We start from the raw sequence: 18,363 nt of genomic DNA on the forward strand, positions 1-18,363 counted from the left end.
TCTGGGGGCTGGCCCCCAGCCGACCCTCGCAACGCAGGACCGCCGCCCATGACGACCCTCCCGCAACATACAGACCGCAAACTCGGCCTCGTGATCGACCTCGACACCTGCGTCGGCTGCCACGCCTGCGTGATCTCTTGCAAAGGCTGGAACACCGAAAACTACGGCGCGCCGCTGTCCGATCAAAGCGCCTATGGCGCGGACCCCTCGGGCACCTTCCTCAACCGCGTCCACAGCTACGAAGTCCAACCCGAGGTCGGCACGGCCCATCTCGTCCACTTTCCAAAATCCTGCCTGCATTGCGACGACGCGCCCTGCGTCACCGTCTGCCCCACCGGCGCCAGCTACAAACGGGTCGAAGACGGCATCGTCTTGGTCAACGAAAGCGACTGCATCGGCTGCGGGCTCTGCGCTTGGGCCTGCCCCTACGGCGCGCGCGAGATGGATGTGGCCGAAGGCGTGATGAAGAAATGCACCCTCTGCGTGGACCGCATCTACAACGAGAACCTGCCCGAAGAAGACCGCGAGCCCGCCTGTGTGCGCACCTGCCCGGCAAATGCGCGGCATTTCGGCGATCTGGCCGATCCGAACAGCGCGGTCAGCCAGCTTGTGGCCGAGCGTGGCGGGGTCGACCTGATGCCCGAGCAAGGCACCAAGCCGGTCAACAAATACCTGCCGCCCCGCGCCCGTGACCAGCTACAAGGGCCAGAGGACAGCGGCGAGATCGACGTCCTTGCCCCCTTCCTCGCGCCCGTCGACACCGGACCCAAGGGATTTCTCGGCTGGCTTGACCGCACTTTGGAGAAGCTCTGATGCACCCCGCGCCTTCTGTCATCTTGTTCAGCAGCCTGTCGGGACTAGGTTTTGGCCTGCTCGCATGGCTTGGCATCGGCCTGCCTGCCGTCACCGGCTGGGTGGCATTTGTCTTTTTCACGCTGGCCTATCTTCTGGCCGTGGGCGGGCTCATCGCCTCTATGTTCCACCTCGGCCACCCTGAACGGGCGCTCAAAGCTTTTACCCAGTGGCGCAGCAGTTGGCTGAGCCGCGAGGCTTGGGCCTCGGTGGCCGCGTTGCTGGTCATGGCGGCCTATGGCGCAGGGCTGGTGTTTTTCGACGCGCGCTGGTGGCCGCTGGGGGTGATCGGCGCAGCGCTGTCGCTGCTGACGGTGCTGACCACGTCGATGATCTATACCCAGATGAAAACCGTGCCCCGTTGGCATAGCCTTTGGACCCCCGCGAACTTTCTGTCGTTGAGCATCGCGGGCGGGGCGTTGCTGGCGGGGCAAGTTACCGAGGCGATGGTCCTGCTCGCGCTTGCGGGTGTCGTGCAGATTGTAACTTGGTGGCAGGGTGACCAAGCGCTTGCTTCTTCGGGGACGGACATGGCCACGGCCACGCGGCTGGGCGATATCGGCAGCGTCCGTGCCTTTGAGCCGCCGCATACGGGCAGCAACTACCTGCTTCGGGAATTTGTCTATGTACTGGGGCGCAAACATGCGGCGAAGCTGCGGATCATTGCGATTTTGCTGATGGCGTTCGTGCCGCTGCTGTTATTGCTGTCGCCGGTTTTGCACCACCTCGCGGCAGCCTTGGCGGTGCTAAGCCATGCGGCGGGCGTGTTGACGGCGCGCTGGCTGTTCTTTGCGCAGGCAGAGCATGTGGTCGGGCTTTATTACGGAAAACGGTAACGTCCGTCTCAGGCGTTGGAGCGAGAGGGCGTTCCTCCCCCTCGCGCTCCCCCTCCAAGTATTTTTTGGCCAAAAAGAGGGGGGCTTAGTTCGTCAGTCCGGCGTGGCGCAGGCCTGCGTCGACCAATTCTTTGGTCGGGTCAGTTAGCGCTGTGAGCGGCAGGCGGACCTCGTCTGAGCAGAGGTCCAGTTGCGCCATCGCGTATTTCACACCGACGAGACCCGGCTCTGTAAAGATCGCCTTGTGCAGCGGCATCAGACGGTCCTGCAGTTCCAGCGCTTTGGCGTAATCACCCTCGAGGCAGGCGTTCTGCATCTCGGCCACAAGACGCGGCGCGACATTAGCGGTAACTGAGATGCAGCCGACGCCGCCTTGGGCGTTGAACCCATGCGCGGTGGCGTCTTCGCCCGACAGTTGGATGAAGTCCTTGCCGCAGGTAATGCGCTGGTCGCTGACACGGGCCAAATCGCCGGTGGCGTCTTTGACGCCGACAATGCGCGGCAGCTTGGCCAACTCGCCCATGGTTTCGGGCAGCATATCCACCACGGAGCGGCCCGGGATGTTGTAGATGATGATTGGCAATTCGCAGCAGTCGTGGACGGCGGTGAAATGCGCGATCAACCCGGCCTGGGTTGGTTTGTTGTAATAGGGCGTCACGACCAGCAACGCATCCGCGCCGACTTTCTCGGCGTGGCGGGCGAGGCGAATGCTCTCAACTGTATTGTTGGAGCCGGCGCCTGCGATGACGGGGATGCGGCCCCGGGCGGCTTTGACGACCTCTTCGACGACGGTTTCATGTTCACCGTGGCTCAGCGTCGGGGATTCGCCGGTGGTGCCGACGGGAACAAGGCCGGTCGACCCTTCGCCGATGTGCCATTCGACAAGATTCTTCAAAGTATCCAGATCCAGCGCGCCGTTTCGAAACGGCGTGACGAGGGCAGGCAGAGAGCCTTTGAACATGTGCACGCTCCTTGTTGTGCTGGCCGGCGGAAACCGGACTGGATGAGGGCCTTGCAGGCAGCTTGGGTTTGATAAACGCTGCCAGCGCCATATGTTGCAAGGCTCTAGCCCCGGAGTTGTATGAAATGCAAGTGATGACGCGCTTCTTCGCGATCCTGACGACTGTTTTTGCCCTGACCGTGCCCGCTGAGGCGCAGCGACCGCGCCCTTTAGGCTGGGCGATGGACGCGGTGCGCGCCGGCGATTGGGACGCCGCCGCCCGCTTGGCCGAACGCGACGGCCCGGTGGCGGAAGATGTCGTCGAATGGCACCGCCTGCGCGCCGGGCGTGGTTCCTATGCCGACGCACGCGATTTCCTCGCACGCAGGCCAGACTGGCCCGGCGAGGAATATTTGCGCAAACAGACAGAAGATGCGGTGATTGGCCAGCCTGACGCCGATGTTCTGGCCTTTTTCAAAGGCATGCCACCGCAGACTCCACGCGGGGTGTTGGCCCATGCCGCGGCGCTGATCAACAATGGCCAGCGAGGCGAGGCCGAAGCGAACCTCGTGCTGGCGTGGCGGACAATGCCGATGAACGAGACCAGCCAGTCCATGTTCATTGACGCGCACCGCGAACTGCTCGCACCACATCATGCGGCGCGCCTGACCGAGATGCTGTGGCAGCGCGAACATGCTGAGGCGCGTCAGATGTTTGGTCTCGTCTCAAAAGCCGATCGCGATCTGGCGGAAACGCGGATCTCTTTGCAGAAGCTCGATAGTGATGTGAACGTCAAAATCGATGCACTCCCGGCTTCGAAGGCTGATGATCCTGGCCTCGCTCATGACCGTTTCGAATGGCGCATTCGTAAGGGGTTTCGGGACAGTGCCAAAGAATTAATTTTGGAGCGCTCATCTTCGGCGGAAGCCTTGGGCCAGCCGCCCGCTTGGGCCAACCGCCGTCGGGCGCTGGCGCGGGACGAGATGCGCAATGGCGATGCGCAGACGGCCTATCGCCTGGCTTCGCAACACTTCCTGCTCGACGGGTCGCATTATGCGGATCTGGAATGGCTGTCTGGCTACCTTGCCTTGCGTTTCCTAGACGATCCCAAAACCGCCCTGACGCATTTCCAGAACCACGATGCCGCTGTCGAATCTCCGATCAGCCAAGGCCGTGCCGGATATTGGCAGGGGCGCGCGCTTGAGGCGATGGGCGATGCTGAAGGGGCAAAGAAAGCCTATGCAAAGGGGGCGCAGTACCAGACGTCCTTCTATGGGTTGCTTGCAGCCGAACGCGGCGGCATTCCCTTTGATGAAAAGCTGAAAGGCGCGCCACCCGAACAGGACTGGCGGACTTCACCTTTGGCCCGTGCGCCCTTGTTTGAGGCCGGGTTGCTGCTGCAGGCTTCTGGCGAATTGTCTTTGGCAGAGCGCTTCTGGACCCATTTGGCCGAGCAGCTCGTTCCGGAAGACATCGCTCTTCTCGGTCAGGCTGCCATTGATGCCGAACAGCCGCATATTGCGGTGATGATTGGTAAACGTGCGGCGCAGCGCGGCCTGGAAATACCCGCGCCCTATTATCCGCTGCATAGTTTGGTTGAGATGGACCTCGCGATGGCGCCGGAAATGACCCTCGCCATTGCCCGGCGCGAAAGTGAGTTCGATCCAGGCGTGCAAAGTGGGGTCGGCGCGCGTGGTTTGATGCAGATTATGCCTGCCACCGCCAAGGACGTGGCGCGCGATCTGGGCGTATCTGCGGCGCATAGCACGGACCGCCTGACCGCTGACCCGGATTACAACGCGCAACTTGGATCGACCTATCTGTCGCAAATGGCCGGTCAGTTTGATGGCAACGTCGTGATGATGTCCGCCGCTTATAATGCGGGGCCGAGCCGTCCGCGCCGCTGGATGAGCACCTATGGTGATCCGCGCAAAGGTGAGATCGACATTGTCGATTGGGTCGAGATGATCCCCTTCCGCGAGACGCAGAATTACGTCATGCGGGTCACCGAAAGCCTGCCGATCTATCGCGCACGGCTGGGCAAAGACCCGTTGCCGATCCCCTTTAGCGAGGAGTTAACCGGGTCGACGCTGAAGGCGTTCGCGCCATAGGGTAAAGAGCCCCGCCGCCACAATCACACCCGCGCCTATTACGACATTGGCGCGGAGTACTTCTCCGAACACCGACAGGCCGATAATCACGGTAAAGATCAACTGGGTGTAGGCGAAGGGCTGGACAGCGCTGGCCTCGGCCACTTCGTAGCAGCGAATCAGCAGCCAGTGGCCCGTCACACCTGTGACGCAGAGTGTGCCCATTAGCAGCCAGTTGCCTGGCGACATGGGCTCCCAGAACCAGACCCCGACGGCGGTCATTACCACCGCACCTGTGACACCGGTCCAAAAGAAGCTCGTCGCCGTGTTATCGCGCCGCGCAACATAGCGGGTCAGCAAGCCGTAGACCGCGAACATCGCTGCCCCGAGCAGCGGAATCGCGGCGGCAGGATCGACAACCCGGTAGCCCGGCTGCAGGATGATCAGAACACCGATGAAGCCCACCCCGATCGCAGCCCAACGCCGCCAGCCCACCTTTTCGCCCAAGATCGGGCCAGAGAGTGCGGCGACCAGCAGCGGATAGCAGGTGAAGACGGCATGGCTTTCCACTAGTCCGAGGATGGTGAAGCCTAAGACCATCGTGCAAATCTGCGCCGACAGCAGCACACCGCGCAGGATTTGCACCGCCGGCTGCGTGGTCGCGGCGGCTTTGCGAATGCCGCCCGCCTTGCGCAGCGCAAGCGTGATGACGAAGGCGGCAAAGAACCAATAGCGGATCATCACAACCATCAGCACGTTGTAGTTCTCGGCCAGATGGCGCGACAGACCGTCTTGGACTGCAAAGACCATCGTGGTGGCCACCATCAACATGATGCCCAACGGGATGTTGTTGGACTGCAGGGTTTGCGGTGTGTTCATAATGGCATCCGCGCTTTGGTCATGTGGCGTTTGCGGCCATAGCCGGGGATGCGGGTCACTTCGAAACCGCCCTCTGCCAGTGCCCGGCGGACAAAGCCAGCGGCGGTATAGGTCGCGGCCGTGCCGCCGGGGGCAGTATGGTTTGCGACTTCGGCCATTAGATCGTCCCCCCATAGCTCGGGGTTCTTGGCGGGAGAGAACCCGTCGAGGAACCACGCATCGGCCTTCTCCTGCCACGCAGGCAAGGTTTCACGGGCGTCTCCGATGATGATCTCAGCACGCAGGCCGGGAAGCTCTAGCACACCGCCTGTGCCGTCCCAAGCCTCGGTCAGCGCATCGCGCCGCCCGTCGAGGGCCGGGAAAGCCGTATGGGCTTGGGCCATATCCTCGGGGCGCATGGGGTAGGCTTCGAAACTGGTGAAATGCAGTGGACCTTCTCCGCCCGTGCGCATCCAAGAGGCCCATGCCAGCAGCAGGTTCAGCCCGGTCCCGAACCCCAGTTCAGCGATGTGAAAACCGGGACGGAAGCGGTCAGGCAGATCATTGCCCGCCAGAAAGACATAGGCCGTCTCTGCCGCGCCGTCCTCCAAGCTGAAGTAGGGGTCGTCGAACTGGGTTGAGACGGGCACTTGGCCCTCTCGCCAGCTGATCTGGGCATTCTGGTCTGGCACGCTGCGTCCTGCTAGAGGGAGGTGAGAAGTCGCGCAGACACTGCGCAAGCTGGCGGGGAATGGCAATGGTGGATGTAACCGTGAGAGGGGCCGGGATTTTTGGCCTGTCGGTGGCTTGGGCCTGCGTTCAGCGCGGCGCGAAGGTGCAGGCGGTCGACCCCGCCGGCCCGGCGGCGGGGGCCTCGGGCGGGATCGTCGGCGCGCTGGCGCCGCATGTGCCGGAGAACTGGAACACCAAGAAAGCCTTTCAGCTCGACAGTCTCTTGCAGGCTGAGGCGTTTTGGGCCGAAGTCGCGGAAGCAGGCGGTGCCGCGCCGGGCTATATCCGCAGCGGGCGGTTACAGCCTGTGGCGGATGAAGCAGCGCTTGCGTTGGCGCGGCAGCGTGAAAGGACAGCCGCTGAGCTATGGCAAGATCGCGCCCGGTGGGAGGTCATCCGAACGGACGGTGATCCTTGGGCACCCAACAGCCCAACCGGCTGGCTGATCCGCGACACGCTAAGCGCGCTGATCCACCCGCGCAAAGCCTGCGCGGCGTTAGTCGCGGCCCTGTCGGCCAAAGGCGTTGAGGTCGTGGCGGACGCCCCCGACCACGGCAAAGTGCTCTGGGCCACCGGCGTTGCGGGGCTTGAAGCACTCAACGCGGGCCATCCCCGACTGGTGGGCGCGGGCATCAAGGGTCAAGCGGCGCTATTGCGTTTGGACCAAAGCGGCACAGCACAGTTGTTCGCGGACGGGGTGCATGTGATCCCGCACCTTGATGGCACCGTCGCGGTTGGGGGAACGACTGAACGAGAGTTCGACAGCCCCGACAGCACAGACGACCAACTCGACACCGTCATCGCCAAAGCCCGCGCAGCCGTTCCCGCCCTCGCTGATGCACCCGTGATCGAACGCTGGGCCGGGCTGCGCCCGCGCAGCCGAAGCCGCGCGCCGATGCTGGGGGCGTTGCCGGACAAGCCGGGGCATTACATCGCCAATGGTGGCTTCAAGATCGGCTTCGGTATGGCCCCGAAGGTGGCTGAGGTGATGGCTGATTTGCTGCTTGAGGGACATGACCGTATCCCGGAAGGCTTCCGCGTGACTGACAACCTGTAGGCCCAAAGAAAAACCCCGGCCACTGGCCGGGGTTTATTGTGTTTCGCCTCGCAGTGCAGCTTAGCGTGCGTTGGGCAGGATCACGATCTCGACCCGACGGTTCTGCGCCTTGCCTGCGGCGCTGAGGTTGCTCGCCACCGGCTGGCTTTCGCCGCGGCCGAATGTCTGCAAACGCGACTGCGGCACACCACTGGACATCAGGATGTTGCCCACGGCCTGTGCACGACGCTCAGAAAGCTGCTGGTTATAGGCCGCTTCGCCGTCGCTGTCGGTGTGACCAACAACTTGCAGCGTGGAGTTCTGATAGATGTTCACGTTCTGCGCCAGTGCGGCGAGGTCGTCACGCAACCCGGGGTTAACGCTTGTGCTGTCCGTCGCGAACAGAATGTCCTGCGGCAGAGTCACGATCAGGCGGTCACCGGTGTTGGTAATCACCACGCGACTGTCCATCGCGGCACGCAGTTCAGCTTCTTGCTTGTCCAGCGAATAGCCAACGCCTGCGCCGATCGCGCCACCGACCAACGCGCCTTTTACAGCCGCTTCGGTGCGGTTGCCGTCGCCTTTCGACAGCGCACCGGCAAGGGCCCCGACGCCCGCGCCAATCAATGCGCCATTCTTAGTCCGCTGGTTCGGATCGCCGTTGCCCGGCTGCATCGGCTGCGTACACGCACCCAGTGTCATAGCGCCGGCAAGAGCGGCGGCCAAAGTCATCTTCGAAGAAATCATGTTTACTGCCTTCATATTTCACGGACCCCGTTCGGGCGGGGCATCTGAACGTGAACGCAATATAGACACTTCGGGTTCCCACGAACATTAAACTTTTCTACAGATCAGCGACATCTCGCCAAACTGGGCTGGTTCAAGCCTCTGCGCGGGCCGATTCAAAGGCCAGCATCGCCCGTTTGACCGGCAGCCCCCAGTGGTAGCCGCCAAGCGCACCGCTTTTGCGCAACGCACGGTGGCAGGGAATGAGCCAACTTACCGGATTGCGGCCAACCGCCGTCCCGACAGCGCGGACCGCACGCGGGCTGCCGATGGCCTCGGCAATCTCAGAATAGGTGGTGACATGGCCTGAGGGAATGCGCAGCAGGGCTTCCCAGACCTTAATCTGAAAGGGCGCGCCAATGAGGTAGAGCGGCGCCTTCGCCTCGGGGTCGCCCTGCATGCCAAAGGCGGTCATGACCCAAGCACGCAGCTTATCCGGGTTCTCCACAAAGTCCGCTAGGGGCCAACGGCGGGTCAGGTCCTCCATCGCGGCCTCCTCCCCCACCTCAGACGAAAGCGCCAATCCGCAAAGCCCCTTATCCGTACCCATCACCAGCGTCGGGCCAAAGGGGCTGTCAAACCAACCCCAATAGATCGTGAGCCCGGCGCCCTTGCGGGCAAACTCACCGGGGCTCATGGCCTCCCACCGCAGGAACAGATCGTGCAAACGCCCACTGCCCGACAGCCCCAATTCATGCGCCGCCCGCAGCGTGGTGAAGCGTTCGCGCAGCATGACCTTGGCTTGATCAAGCATCAGATATTGTTGGTAGCGTTTGGGCGACACGCCCACCCAGCGGGAAAACAACCGCTGGAAATGTGCCGAGGACATGCCCATCTCGCTTGCAATCCGGTCGAGCTGCATCGGGTCTTCCGCCTCATCGATCAGCGCAATGGCGCGGCGCATTACATGGTAGTGGTAGCCTTGATCTTCGGGCGCGGGGGATATGTTGGCGATCTGTGTCATGCCGTGAGATTAGCTGCACCCCTGCCTCCGAGCGACCCGATTCTTGCGCCTTCTCCTCTGCTTGCCCTACAGCGCCATTCATCGCATACCCAAAGCCATGGCACGGCAACTTGATTACCATACGATCCGCGAGATCTTTGAGCGCTTTCAGCAGGCGGAGCCGGAGCCGAAAGGCGAATTGGAGCATGTGAACGTCTATACGCTGGTGGTCGCCGTAGCGCTGAGCGCGCAGTCGACGGACGCGGGTGTGAACAAGGCCACGCGCGCGCTTTTCAAGATTGCCGATACGCCGCAGAAAATGCTTGAGCTGGGCCACGACGGGTTGATCGAACATATCAAGACCATCGGCCTGTATCGCCAGAAAGCCAAGAACGTCATCAAGCTGAGCCAAATCCTCGTCGACGATTACGGCGGCGAAGTTCCCAATTCTCGCGCCGCGCTGCAGTCGCTGCCGGGGGTGGGCCGCAAGACGGCGAATGTCGTGCTCAATATGTGGTGGCAGCAGCCCGCGCAGGCCGTGGATACGCATATCTTCCGCGTCGGCAACCGCACTGGCATCGCTCCCGGCAAAACCGTCGACGCCGTCGAACGCGCCATTGAGGACAATATCCCAGCAGATTTCCAGCGCCATGCCCACCATTGGCTGATCCTGCATGGCCGCTACCATTGCAAAGCGCGCAAGCCATTGTGCCGCACCTGTATCATCCGTGACCTGTGCCAATACGAGGACAAAACAGAATGACCCAATACGAAGTGGTTGGCATCGGCAACGCCGTTGTTGACGTGATTTCCCATGCCGACGATGCCTTTCTTGCCGACAACGGCATCGAAAAAGGCATCATGCAGCTGATCGAACGTGACCGCGCCGAAGAGCTTTACGGCAAGATGCAGGACCGCCTGCAGACCCCCGGTGGCTCGGTTGCCAATACGGTCGCGGGCGCGGGTGCGCTTGGCATGAAAACTGCCTTTATCGGACGTGTACGTGACGATGAACTGGGCAAGTTCTACGCCAAAGCGATGACTGATATCGGCATCGACTTCGTCAACGCCCCGGTGGCCGAGGGCGAGAACCCCACCTCGCGCTGCATGATCTTTGTCACTCCTGATGGGGAGCGGTCGCTCAACACTTATTTGGGCATCTCGACCGGGCTGAACTCCGCAGACGTGCCACAAGAGGTGACGTCAAAGACCAAGCTGATGTTCCTTGAAGGTTATCTCTTTGATCATGACGCCGGCAAAACCGCTTTTCGCGAGGCGGCGCGGGCTGCGACTGCGGGCGGCGGCATGGCGGGCATCGCGATTTCCGACCCCTTCTGCGTCGAACGCCACCGTGCAGACTTTCTGGACCTGATCGAGAACGATCTGGGCTATGTCATCGGCAACGAAGCTGAAATCCGCGCCCTGTGGGAGACCGACGACACCGAGGCCGCCATCGCCAAAACCGCTGAGATCTGCCCGCTGGTGGTCTGCACCCGCTCGGGCGACGGGGTCACGCTGGTGCGCGGCGATGAACGCGTTGATGTGCCGGTCAAAAAGGTCGTACCTGTCGATGCCACGGGCGCGGGGGACCAGTTCGCCGCCGGGTTCCTATACGGCCTTGCCACGGGCCGTGATCTGGAAACCTGTGGGCGTATGGGCAATATCTGTGCGGGCGAAGTCATCTCGCACATCGGCCCCCGCCCTGAGGCTGACATCATGTCCCTGTTCAAGGCCGAAGGTCTGGTCTGACTGTGATCGACAAGGGCTTTCACGATATCCCAGCGGGCCAGTTCGCGGTGGTGGTGACGCATCTCGAAATGCGCAGCCCCCCGCCCGCCCGTGCTGTCGACGCCCCTGCGGGCGTCACTTTTCGCCAAGTGACGCCCACGCTGGACTGGTACCGCGATATCTTTCGCCGGGTCGGGACGGAGTGGCTCTGGTTTGGGCGTCTGAAGCTTGAGCGCGCCGCGCTAGAGGCGATGCTGAAAGACCCCGCGCGGCAGTTCTACACCCTTACCCAAGACGGCAAGGACGAAGCGCTGCTGGAGCTCTATTTTAAACCGGACGGGGATTGCGAACTGGCCTATTTCGGTCTGACTGCAGCGCTGATCGGCAGCGGGGCGGGGCGTTTCCTGATGACCCAAGCCTTAAAGCTAGCGTGGGAGAAACCGATCAACCGGCTGCATCTGAACACCTGCACCCACGACAGCCCGCAGGCGCTTGGTTTTTACAAGCGCTCAGGCTTTGTGCCCTATAAGCGCCAGATCGAGATCGACGATGATCCACGCCTGACCGGCTACCTCCCCCGCGACGCCGCGCCTCGGATCCCGTTGCTCGACTAGTTTACCGTGCAGGCGTGCAAGCGCCGCCTGCAAAGCATGTCTTCACCTGATCGATCATAGCCGGTTTTGGTGCCGTGAAGAGGTTCCCACCACAAGGGTTGCTCTCCAGCAGGTAGCCGTCCTGCGGGCTTTGCTCAACAAAGGCCAAGACGTCACCTTCCTCAGCCGAGCCACACCAGGGCCCATAGCAGGCAACTTCCAAAGTCAGAGGTTGCTCAAAGGGCACATCAAACCCGCCTTCTGACAAGGCCATGCCGCTGATCTGTGCGGGCAGCCGGGTAATCTGGGGTGGGTTCTGGTTGCCGGTGCCATTGTCCGGCAACGCCGTGGCGTCAAAGGTCAGGCGCCCTTGAACGACGACAAAGCTCTCCTCAGCCTTATCGGCGCGCTGATAGGTCGCTTCGACGGAATGCGGCAGACAGGTCAGCGCCGCAGCCGGAAGCGGTGCGAGCGTGGCAAGAGCGAAGGCAATGAAACGCGTCATAACTTCTCCTCAAATTCCTCCAGAACCGCCGCGTAAACTGCGCGTTTAAAGGGCACGATCCCGGCGACCAAATGCTCGGCAGGCAGCCAGCGCCACGCAGAGAATTCAGGCTCAGCCGTCTGGATGTTAACTTGGTCGTCCTGCCCCTGAAAACGCATGAGGAACCATTTCTGTTCCTGCCCGCGATAGCGGCCCTTCCAGATATTCGGCACCACGTCATGCGGCAAATCATAGGGCAGCCAGCCTTCGGTCTCGGCCTCAACTGTCACCAGATCACGCGGAATGCCGGTCTCTTCCTCCAACTCGCGCAACGCCGCTTCGCGCGGGATCTCCCCCGGATCGACCCCGCCTTGGGGCATCTGCCAAGCGTCTTGATCCCGGTCGCGGCGCTGGCCGACAAAGACCGCGCCATCGGAATTGACCAACATCACGCCGACACAGGGGCGGTAGGGCAGTTTGGCAATCTCTTCGGGGGTCATGTTAGTGTTTTCTCCATTTCAAAGCGGTCCAGATATTCACCCGCCCGCGCCACGCGCTCGGCCCGGATAACATGAAAGCCCACGGCCTCAAAGGCAGGGCGGGCCATGAGGCTGGCATGGGCGTGCAAACGCGTTTCACCCTGTGTTTGAGCCTGCCGTTCCACTTGCGCATAAAGCGCACGAAAAACGCCCTGCCCCTGCGCTTTGGCGGCGACAAAGGCCAAATCAATATGACCCGCTGCAAGCGTCATAAAGCCGATCACCGCCCCCTCCCGCTCGGCCAGCACGACCTGCTGGCCTGCGAGTTTCGCGGCCCATCTCGCACCGGTTGGCGGGGCATCCAGCCACGCCCGACGCTCTGCTGCACTATAGACACTGGTGCCCGCGTGAATAGCATCGAACATGACCTGACCTAGACTGTCGTAGTCCGCGCCACCCGCTGCACGTAGCGTTAGCCCGCCCTCCCCCATTCCGCGCCCTCACTTTGACGTTCCGTGACCCCACCGATTGACGCGGCGTTTCACGTGACTTGCCCATGGCTTTCCGATGGTGTCACAGTGACCCAGCCCGACCTGAAAGGTAAAGCCATGTCCGATTACCCCCATCTTTTCGCCCCGCTCGACCTCGGTTTTACCACGCTGAAGAACCGCCTGCTGATGGGCTCGATGCACACCGGGCTTGAGGAAACGCAGGATTTGAACCGCGTCGCCGAGTTCTACGCCGCCCGAGCGCGGGGCGATGTGGGGCTGATGGTCACGGGTGGTATCGGGCCAAACCCCGAAGGCTCGGTCGCCCATGGGGCCGCGATGATGGTCAGCCAACAGGACGTCGACAACCACAGCATCATCACCCAGCGGGTGCATGAGGCGGGCGGCAAGATCGCCATGCAGATCCTGCACGCGGGCCGCTATGCTTTCTCGCCCGACTGCGTGGCGCCGAGTGCGGTGAAATCCCCGATCTCAATGTTTGCGCCGAAGGAATTGGACGAAGAGGGCATCGAGAAGCAAATCGCCGACATCGCCGCCTGCGCCCTGCGCGCCCGTGAGGCGGGCTATGACGGGGTCGAGATCATGGGCTCTGAGGGGTACTTCCTGAACCAGTTCCTCGTCACCCATACCAACAAACGCGAGGACCGCTGGGGCGGGTCCTACGAGAACCGGATGCGTCTGCCGATCGAAGTGGTGCGCCGGGTGCGCGAGACGGTAGGCAACGATTTCATCCTGATCTACCGCCTGTCGATGATCGACCTCATCCCCAATGGCTCAACCTTTGACGAAGTCGTGCAACTGGCGCAGGAGATCGAAAAGGCCGGGGCCACGATCATCAACACCGGCATCGGCTGGCACGAGGCGCGCATTCCGACCATCGCCACCTCGGTGCCGCGCGCGGCCTTTGCATGGGTCACGAAAAAGCTGATGGGCAAGGTGGGCATCCCGCTCATCACCTCCAACCGCATCAATACGCCTGAGGTCGCTGAAGAGGTGCTCGCGACCGGCTGCGCCGATATGGTGAGCCTCGCCCGCCCGATGCTGGCCGATGCTGATTTCCTCGCCAAGGCCAAGGCGGGCAAAGCCGACCAGATCGCCCCCTGCATCGCATGCAACCAAGCCTGTCTGGACCATACTTTCGGCGGCAAGATCTCCACCTGCCTGGTGAACCCCCGCGCTTGTTATGAGACGGAACTGCGGATCGAGCCTGTGTCCACGCCAAAATCCGTGGCCGTCGTCGGCGCGGGCCCGGCGGGGCTTTCGGCGGCAATCACAGCGGCAGAGCGGGGCCACGAGGTCACCTTGATGGACCGCGCCAGCGAAATCGGCGGGCAGTTGAACCTCGCCAAACAGGTCGCAGGCAAAGAGGAATTCTGGGGGCTGGTCGATTGGTACCGCACCATGCTCGCGACGCATGGCGTGACCGTGCAGCTTGAAACCGAAGCCACCGCCGATGCGCTCACGGGCTTTGACGAGGTCATTATCGCCACCGGCGTCGTGCCGCGTGACCCGCAAATCCCCGGTCAGGATAACGGCAATGTCGTCAGCTATATCGACGTGCTTAATGGCACCGCCAAGGTCGGCCAGCGCGTCGCCGTGATCGGCGCGGGGGGCATTGGGTTTGATGTCTCCGAACACCTTGTGCATGACGGCGACAGCACCACGCTGAACCTGCCCGAATGGATGCGCGAATGGGGCGTCACTGATCCCGGCGAGCACCGCAGCGGGCTGGCGCCCGAAGGGCCGCAACCGCCCGCCCCTGCCCGGCAGATCACCATGCTGCAACGCAAGACCAGCAAGCCCGGCAAGGGTCTGGGCAAGACCACGGGCTGGATTCACCGCGCCTCGCTGACCATGCGCAACGTCAAGATGATCGCGGGCGTGAACTATGAGCAGATCGACGATCAGGGACTACACATCACCTTTGGCGAAGCCCGCGAAAACCCGACGCTGATTGAGGCCGACACCATCGTGCTCTGCGCCGGGCAACTGTCGGACCGCAGCCTCGCCGACACACTGGAGGCGCGCGGTCAGACCTGCCACGTCATCGGCGGCGCGGATGTCGCGGCGGAACTGGACGCGAAACGCGCGATCAACCAAGGCACCCGGCTGGCCGCGGCACTCTGAACGCAAAGGGCGGCTGCGCTGGTCGCCCTTGCCCCCGGCCCTAGATACCCGCAGGATCGCCGAAACAGCCCAAGGTCGCCATGCCCCTCTGCGTCTTCGACATTTTTGATGACGGCACCGCTCAGGTGCCTGATGATGATGGCCTCACCGGGCCGGGGCGCTACCGCTGGTGGCATTATGATCTGTCCGACCCTGCGCTCGCGCCATGGTTGGCAGCCCATCTGCCCGAGATCCCAGCGGGGGCCCTGTTACAGCCCGAGACCCGCCCGCGCTGCGATGAATATGACGACGGGCTGATCCTGAACCTGCGCGGCATCAACCTCAACGAAGGGCAGCAGGCCGATCAGATGGTCTCGGTACGGATGTGGGTCACCGATGCGGTGGTGATCACGGTGCGGATGCGCCGCATCTTTGCGATTGATGAGCTGCGCGCGCTGGCCGCCGAGAACACAGCCCCGCCGCGCCCCTCGGCCTTTGTCGAGGCGCTGGTGATGCGGCTGACGGCTCGGGTGCAGGTGGAAGTCGCGCGGCTGGCCGAACGCACGGCCTTTTACGAAACCGACCTCGAAGACCTCAGCACCCCGCCGCCCAAGGACCTACCCGTCACCCGGCGCAGCACGATCAAGCTGGAGCGTTACCTCGCCCCGCAGCGCAGCGCGCTGGAGCGGCTGGCGGAACTGGACCTGCCGCTGATCCCGGATGTCGATTCGATGAAGCTGCGCGAATTGGCCAACCGCACCGCCATCGTGGTGGAGGAGTTGGACGCACTGCAAGAACGCATCGTCACCGTGCAGGATGAACACGACAACCAAGTCGCGCAACGCCAAGCGCGGCACGGCTATGTGCTGTCGCTGGCAGCTGCCGTTTTCCTGCCGCTGAGTTTTCTAACCGGGCTGTTCGGCGTCAACGTGGGCGGCATGCCCGGCATGAACGATCCGCAGGCCTTTGCCATTCTGTGCCTCGCGATGGTGGGCCTCGCCGCGATCATGCTGGCGATCTTAAAATGGTTTCGCTGGCTCTGACCCGCTCGGAAACGATTGTTGCCGCGTTTCCATGCCATGAACGATCCTTGCAAAGACCACCGGACTGTCTTGCCCCTGCCCCGTTCCTGCCCGAATTGCCGCCCATATCTGATCCCAACAATACTTATGCGAAGGGACAGGCAATGGACCGCCTTACGGAAATGGAAGCGTTTGCCACAGTGGTGGATCAGGGCGGCTTTACCGATGCTGCCAAGAAGATGGGGATTTCAAAATCCGCCGTCTCGAAACATGTGTCATCGCTCGAAGCCCGCCTTGGGGCGCGGCTGCTGAACCGCACCACGCGGCGTGTGTCGCCCACGGAAATTGGTCTCGCCTATTACGACCGCGCCCGCCGGGTGCTGAATGACGCGGGCGAAGCCGACGCGCTGGTGACCTCGATGCAATCCGCGCCCTCGGGCTTGCTGCGCATCTCGGTGGCGACGGACTTTGGTGTGAATCACCTGTCTCCGGCGCTGTCGGAGTTCTTGTCGGACTTCCCAGACATCACCGTCAATATGGTGCTCAACAACCGCTATGTTGAGTTGATTTCCGAAGGTTTCGACATGGCCGTGCGCATTGGGGAGTTGGAAGACAGCACCCTGCGTGCCCGCAAGCTGACCGAGACCACCAAACGCATGATCGCCAGCCCGAAGTATTTTGAACAATACGGACGGCCGGAAAAGATCGACGATCTGAACAACCACAAACTGTTGCACTACTCGAACCAATCTTCGGGCAATGTCTGGAAGCTGACCGCGCCCTCGGGTGAGAAACGTCAGGTACGCACGGCGGGCTGGCTGTCGGTCAATGACGGGCAGAGCCTTTTGAATGCTGCAATTTCGGGGCTGGGCATCGCCTATCTGCCGAGCTTTCTTTATGCGGATGCGATGGAGAAAGGCTTGGTCGAAGATGCGATCCCCGAACTGCCGTTGGAGACTCAAGGCATCTATGCGGTTTACCCCCCAGGCCGGTTTACCCAGCCCAAGGTCCGCGCCTTTATTGACTTCCTGGTGCATGAATTCGCAGAGAAGGGTCCGACCGACTGGTAGGCCCACCGGCCCGGAATCAAGCCGAAGGCGCCGGGCCATCGCCTGCCCGTCCCCACGGGGAGGCGATTTGGTGACGCTAGGCGCGCTCTATATGACGCACATCGCGACTGCACCATAAAGTGGCACGAAGCAACGTTGTCATCGCCACCCCACGGGCAGGCGCTGGCCCTCTCCACAAGACCACCTTTCCTCTCCCCCACCAGCGCGCTATCTGTCCCGCCATGAGCAATATGCGCGAGACCTATGCCCAGCTTGTCGAGACAGGCAAACTGAAATCCGACCCCGCCCAAGAGGCGGTGATGGTCGAGTTTGACCGCCTCCGCGACGCGCTGGCCAATCCCCCCAAGAAAAGCCTGTTCCGCAAAGCCCCGCCCCCGCCCAAAGGGCTCTACCTCTGGGGCGGCGTCGGGCGCGGCAAGTCGATGCTGATGGATATGTTCGTGGCGCATCTGCCCGACATTCCGGCGCGGCGGGTGCATTTCCATGCCTTCATGCAGGAAATCCACAATGCGATGCATGAGGTCCGCAAGACCGGCGTGGATGACGCCATCGCTCCCGTCGCCCGCGACGTGGCCGACAGCGTCCGCTTGCTTGCCTTCGACGAAATGCAGATCACCGACATCACCGACGCGATGATCGTGGGCCGCCTGTTCGAAGCGCTCTTTGCCGCGGGCGTGGTGGTGGTGACAACGTCAAACCGCCTGCCCGATGACCTTTACAAAAACGGCATCAACCGCGAAGTTTTCGTGCCCTTTATCGACCTCATCAAAGAGCGCATGGAGGTGCATGAATTGGTCAGCCCGACCGACTACCGCCAAGACCGGCTGGCAGGCTCGCAGGTCTATTTCACCCCCGTAAACGCCGACAGCCGCGCCGCGATGGATGCGGTCTGGGACGATCTCGCAGGCACCAAGGGCGAGCCGCTCACCTTGCACGTTAAAGGCCGCGAGGTGGTCATCCCCGCCTTTCACAACGGCATGGCTCGGGCAGGTTTTCACGCGCTTTGTGGCAGGCCGCTTGGCGCTGCGGATTACCTCGCGCTGGCGCAGGCCGTGCGGGTGCTGCTGCTGGATGACATCCCCAGCTTGGGTCGGTCAAACTTCAACGAGGCAAAGCGATTCGTCACGCTGATCGACGCGCTCTATGAAGCCCGCGTCCGGCTGATCTGCTCGGCCGCAGCCCCGCCTGAGATGCTCTACCTCGAAGGGGAAGGCACCTTTGAATTCGAACGCACCGCGTCGCGCCTGCGCGAGATGCAGAGCGAAGATTGGGGCCGCTGAAACCGTGACACGCGCCGCG

At 62.4% G+C, this 18,363-nt stretch carries 19 protein-coding genes; 11 read left to right on the forward strand and 8 right to left on the reverse strand.

The genetic code is table 11. From position 1 onward, the window contains the following. Positions 1 to 48 precede the first annotated feature (48 nt). Together BLS57_RS01225 and BLS57_RS01230 are read left to right on the forward strand one after the other, a co-directional pair. On the forward strand, positions 49 to 813 hold the full coding sequence (locus tag BLS57_RS01225; RefSeq protein WP_093738355.1) for a 4Fe-4S dicluster domain-containing protein: 765 nt from the start codon (positions 49 to 51) through the stop codon (positions 811 to 813). Next, positions 813 to 1,688 (forward strand): dimethyl sulfoxide reductase anchor subunit family protein, encoded by an 876-nt coding sequence (locus BLS57_RS01230; RefSeq protein WP_093738357.1) that lies wholly within the window; start codon positions 813 to 815, stop codon positions 1,686 to 1,688. The genes BLS57_RS01225 and BLS57_RS01230 overlap by 1 nt, the downstream gene beginning before the upstream one ends. Positions 1,689 to 1,773: 85 nt before the next feature. On the opposite strand, the gene dapA is transcribed toward BLS57_RS01230, so the two are convergent. After that, a complete protein-coding gene (dapA, locus tag BLS57_RS01235) occupies positions 1,774 to 2,649 on the reverse strand; it encodes a 4-hydroxy-tetrahydrodipicolinate synthase (protein WP_093738359.1) in 876 nt (291 codons plus the stop codon). A gap of 125 nt (positions 2,650 to 2,774) precedes the next feature. Between dapA and BLS57_RS01240 the strand changes: the two genes are divergently transcribed. Then, entirely contained in the window at positions 2,775 to 4,739 is a 1,965-nt protein-coding gene (locus BLS57_RS01240; RefSeq protein WP_208597495.1) for a lytic transglycosylase domain-containing protein, read from the forward strand. Here the strand turns inward: BLS57_RS01240 and BLS57_RS01245 are convergent. Together BLS57_RS01245 and mnmC2 are read right to left on the reverse strand one after the other, a co-directional pair. Next, the gene (locus BLS57_RS01245; RefSeq protein WP_208597496.1) at positions 4,704 to 5,597 is read right to left on the reverse strand and encodes a DMT family transporter; all 894 of its coding nucleotides are present in this window, start codon (positions 5,595 to 5,597) and stop codon (positions 4,704 to 4,706) included. The two genes, BLS57_RS01240 and BLS57_RS01245, sit on opposite strands and share 36 nt — an antisense overlap. Continuing rightward, positions 5,594 to 6,268 (reverse strand): tRNA (5-methylaminomethyl-2-thiouridine)(34)-methyltransferase MnmC2, encoded by a 675-nt coding sequence (mnmC2, locus tag BLS57_RS01250; RefSeq protein WP_093738361.1) that lies wholly within the window; start codon positions 6,266 to 6,268, stop codon positions 5,594 to 5,596. The genes BLS57_RS01245 and mnmC2 overlap by 4 nt, the downstream gene beginning before the upstream one ends. A gap of 59 nt (positions 6,269 to 6,327) precedes the next feature. On the opposite strand from mnmC2, the gene BLS57_RS01255 reads away from it, so the two are divergent. Then, positions 6,328 to 7,365 carry an NAD(P)/FAD-dependent oxidoreductase gene (locus tag BLS57_RS01255; protein ID WP_208597497.1) on the forward strand — a complete coding sequence of 346 codons (1,038 nt, stop codon included), beginning with the start codon at positions 6,328 to 6,330 and terminating at the stop codon, positions 7,363 to 7,365. A gap of 60 nt (positions 7,366 to 7,425) precedes the next feature. On the opposite strand, the gene BLS57_RS01260 is transcribed toward BLS57_RS01255, so the two are convergent. Next, entirely contained in the window at positions 7,426 to 8,091 is a 666-nt protein-coding gene (locus tag BLS57_RS01260) for a YiaD family glycine zipper/OmpA-like lipoprotein (RefSeq protein ID WP_093738363.1), read from the reverse strand. A 133-nt stretch (positions 8,092 to 8,224) separates the two neighbouring features. Then, positions 8,225 to 9,094: a methylated-DNA--[protein]-cysteine S-methyltransferase gene (locus BLS57_RS01265; RefSeq protein ID WP_093738365.1), complete on the reverse strand. Its 870-nt coding sequence runs from the start codon at positions 9,092 to 9,094 to the stop codon at positions 8,225 to 8,227. 97 nt (positions 9,095 to 9,191) lie between these two features. On the opposite strand from BLS57_RS01265, the gene nth reads away from it, so the two are divergent. Genes nth through BLS57_RS01280 form a run of 3 tightly spaced genes read left to right on the forward strand, consistent with a single transcriptional unit; the run spans position 9,192 to position 11,415 of the window. After that, on the forward strand, positions 9,192 to 9,836 hold the full coding sequence (gene nth, locus BLS57_RS01270) for an endonuclease III (RefSeq protein WP_093738367.1): 645 nt from the start codon (positions 9,192 to 9,194) through the stop codon (positions 9,834 to 9,836). Beyond that, positions 9,833 to 10,822 (forward strand): adenosine kinase, encoded by a 990-nt coding sequence (locus tag BLS57_RS01275; protein ID WP_093738369.1) that lies wholly within the window; start codon positions 9,833 to 9,835, stop codon positions 10,820 to 10,822. Before nth ends, BLS57_RS01275 begins: the two co-directional genes overlap by 4 nt. Positions 10,823 to 10,824: 2 nt before the next feature. Next, positions 10,825 to 11,415 (forward strand): GNAT family N-acetyltransferase, encoded by a 591-nt coding sequence (locus BLS57_RS01280; protein ID WP_093738371.1) that lies wholly within the window; start codon positions 10,825 to 10,827, stop codon positions 11,413 to 11,415. A gap of 1 nt (position 11,416) precedes the next feature. On the opposite strand, the gene BLS57_RS01285 is transcribed toward BLS57_RS01280, so the two are convergent. The 3 genes from BLS57_RS01285 to BLS57_RS01295 are packed head-to-tail and all read right to left on the reverse strand — an operon-like array spanning position 11,417 to position 12,848. Then, a complete protein-coding gene (locus tag BLS57_RS01285) occupies positions 11,417 to 11,899 on the reverse strand; it encodes a hypothetical protein (protein WP_093738373.1) in 483 nt (160 codons plus the stop codon). Then, positions 11,896 to 12,378, reverse strand: coding sequence for an RNA pyrophosphohydrolase (locus tag BLS57_RS01290; protein WP_093738375.1), 483 nt, complete (start codon positions 12,376 to 12,378; stop codon positions 11,896 to 11,898). The genes BLS57_RS01285 and BLS57_RS01290 overlap by 4 nt, the downstream gene beginning before the upstream one ends. Next, on the reverse strand, positions 12,375 to 12,848 hold the full coding sequence (locus BLS57_RS01295; RefSeq protein WP_093738377.1) for a GNAT family N-acetyltransferase: 474 nt from the start codon (positions 12,846 to 12,848) through the stop codon (positions 12,375 to 12,377). The genes BLS57_RS01290 and BLS57_RS01295 overlap by 4 nt, the downstream gene beginning before the upstream one ends. A gap of 117 nt (positions 12,849 to 12,965) precedes the next feature. Between BLS57_RS01295 and BLS57_RS01300 the strand changes: the two genes are divergently transcribed. The 4 genes from BLS57_RS01300 (at position 12,966) to zapE (ending at position 18,344) form a co-directional block, all read left to right on the forward strand. Next, complete coding sequence (locus BLS57_RS01300) at positions 12,966 to 14,993, forward strand: NADPH-dependent 2,4-dienoyl-CoA reductase (protein ID WP_093738379.1); 2,028 nt, start codon at positions 12,966 to 12,968, stop codon at positions 14,991 to 14,993. An 80-nt stretch (positions 14,994 to 15,073) separates the two neighbouring features. Further along, positions 15,074 to 16,015, forward strand: a complete 942-nt coding sequence (locus BLS57_RS01305) for a zinc transporter ZntB (RefSeq protein WP_093738381.1) — start codon at positions 15,074 to 15,076, stop codon at positions 16,013 to 16,015. Between the two features lie 143 nt (positions 16,016 to 16,158). Beyond that, entirely contained in the window at positions 16,159 to 17,064 is a 906-nt protein-coding gene (locus BLS57_RS01310; RefSeq protein ID WP_093738383.1) for a LysR family transcriptional regulator, read from the forward strand. A gap of 221 nt (positions 17,065 to 17,285) precedes the next feature. Beyond that, a complete protein-coding gene (gene zapE / locus BLS57_RS01315; RefSeq protein ID WP_093738385.1) occupies positions 17,286 to 18,344 on the forward strand; it encodes a cell division protein ZapE in 1,059 nt (352 codons plus the stop codon). The last annotated feature ends 19 nt before the right edge of the window (positions 18,345 to 18,363 follow it).

Origin of the sequence: Sulfitobacter delicatus (assembly GCF_900102535.1) — a bacterium.
Lineage (GTDB): Bacteria > Pseudomonadota > Alphaproteobacteria > Rhodobacterales > Rhodobacteraceae > Sulfitobacter > Sulfitobacter delicatus.

Coding starts and splice junctions, on each gene's coding strand:
- BLS57_RS01225 (WP_093738355.1), top strand. CDS start 49: ATGACGACCCTCCCGCAACATACAGACCGCAAACTCGGCCTCGTGATC.
- BLS57_RS01230 (WP_093738357.1), top strand. CDS start 813: ATGCACCCCGCGCCTTCTGTCATCTTGTTCAGCAGCCTGTCGGGACTA.
- dapA (WP_093738359.1), bottom strand. CDS start 2,649: ATGTTCAAAGGCTCTCTGCCTGCCCTCGTCACGCCGTTTCGAAACGGC.
- BLS57_RS01240 (WP_208597495.1), top strand. CDS start 2,775: ATGCAAGTGATGACGCGCTTCTTCGCGATCCTGACGACTGTTTTTGCC.
- BLS57_RS01245 (WP_208597496.1), bottom strand. CDS start 5,597: ATGAACACACCGCAAACCCTGCAGTCCAACAACATCCCGTTGGGCATC.
- BLS57_RS01255 (WP_208597497.1), top strand. CDS start 6,328: ATGGCAATGGTGGATGTAACCGTGAGAGGGGCCGGGATTTTTGGCCTG.
- BLS57_RS01260 (WP_093738363.1), bottom strand. CDS start 8,091: ATGATTTCTTCGAAGATGACTTTGGCCGCCGCTCTTGCCGGCGCTATG.
- BLS57_RS01265 (WP_093738365.1), bottom strand. CDS start 9,094: ATGACACAGATCGCCAACATATCCCCCGCGCCCGAAGATCAAGGCTAC.
- nth (WP_093738367.1), top strand. CDS start 9,192: ATGGCACGGCAACTTGATTACCATACGATCCGCGAGATCTTTGAGCGC.
- BLS57_RS01275 (WP_093738369.1), top strand. CDS start 9,833: ATGACCCAATACGAAGTGGTTGGCATCGGCAACGCCGTTGTTGACGTG.
- BLS57_RS01285 (WP_093738373.1), bottom strand. CDS start 11,899: ATGACGCGTTTCATTGCCTTCGCTCTTGCCACGCTCGCACCGCTTCCG.
- BLS57_RS01290 (WP_093738375.1), bottom strand. CDS start 12,378: ATGACCCCCGAAGAGATTGCCAAACTGCCCTACCGCCCCTGTGTCGGC.
- BLS57_RS01295 (WP_093738377.1), bottom strand. CDS start 12,848: ATGGGGGAGGGCGGGCTAACGCTACGTGCAGCGGGTGGCGCGGACTAC.
- BLS57_RS01300 (WP_093738379.1), top strand. CDS start 12,966: ATGTCCGATTACCCCCATCTTTTCGCCCCGCTCGACCTCGGTTTTACC.
- BLS57_RS01305 (WP_093738381.1), top strand. CDS start 15,074: ATGCCCCTCTGCGTCTTCGACATTTTTGATGACGGCACCGCTCAGGTG.
- BLS57_RS01310 (WP_093738383.1), top strand. CDS start 16,159: ATGGACCGCCTTACGGAAATGGAAGCGTTTGCCACAGTGGTGGATCAG.
- zapE (WP_093738385.1), top strand. CDS start 17,286: ATGAGCAATATGCGCGAGACCTATGCCCAGCTTGTCGAGACAGGCAAA.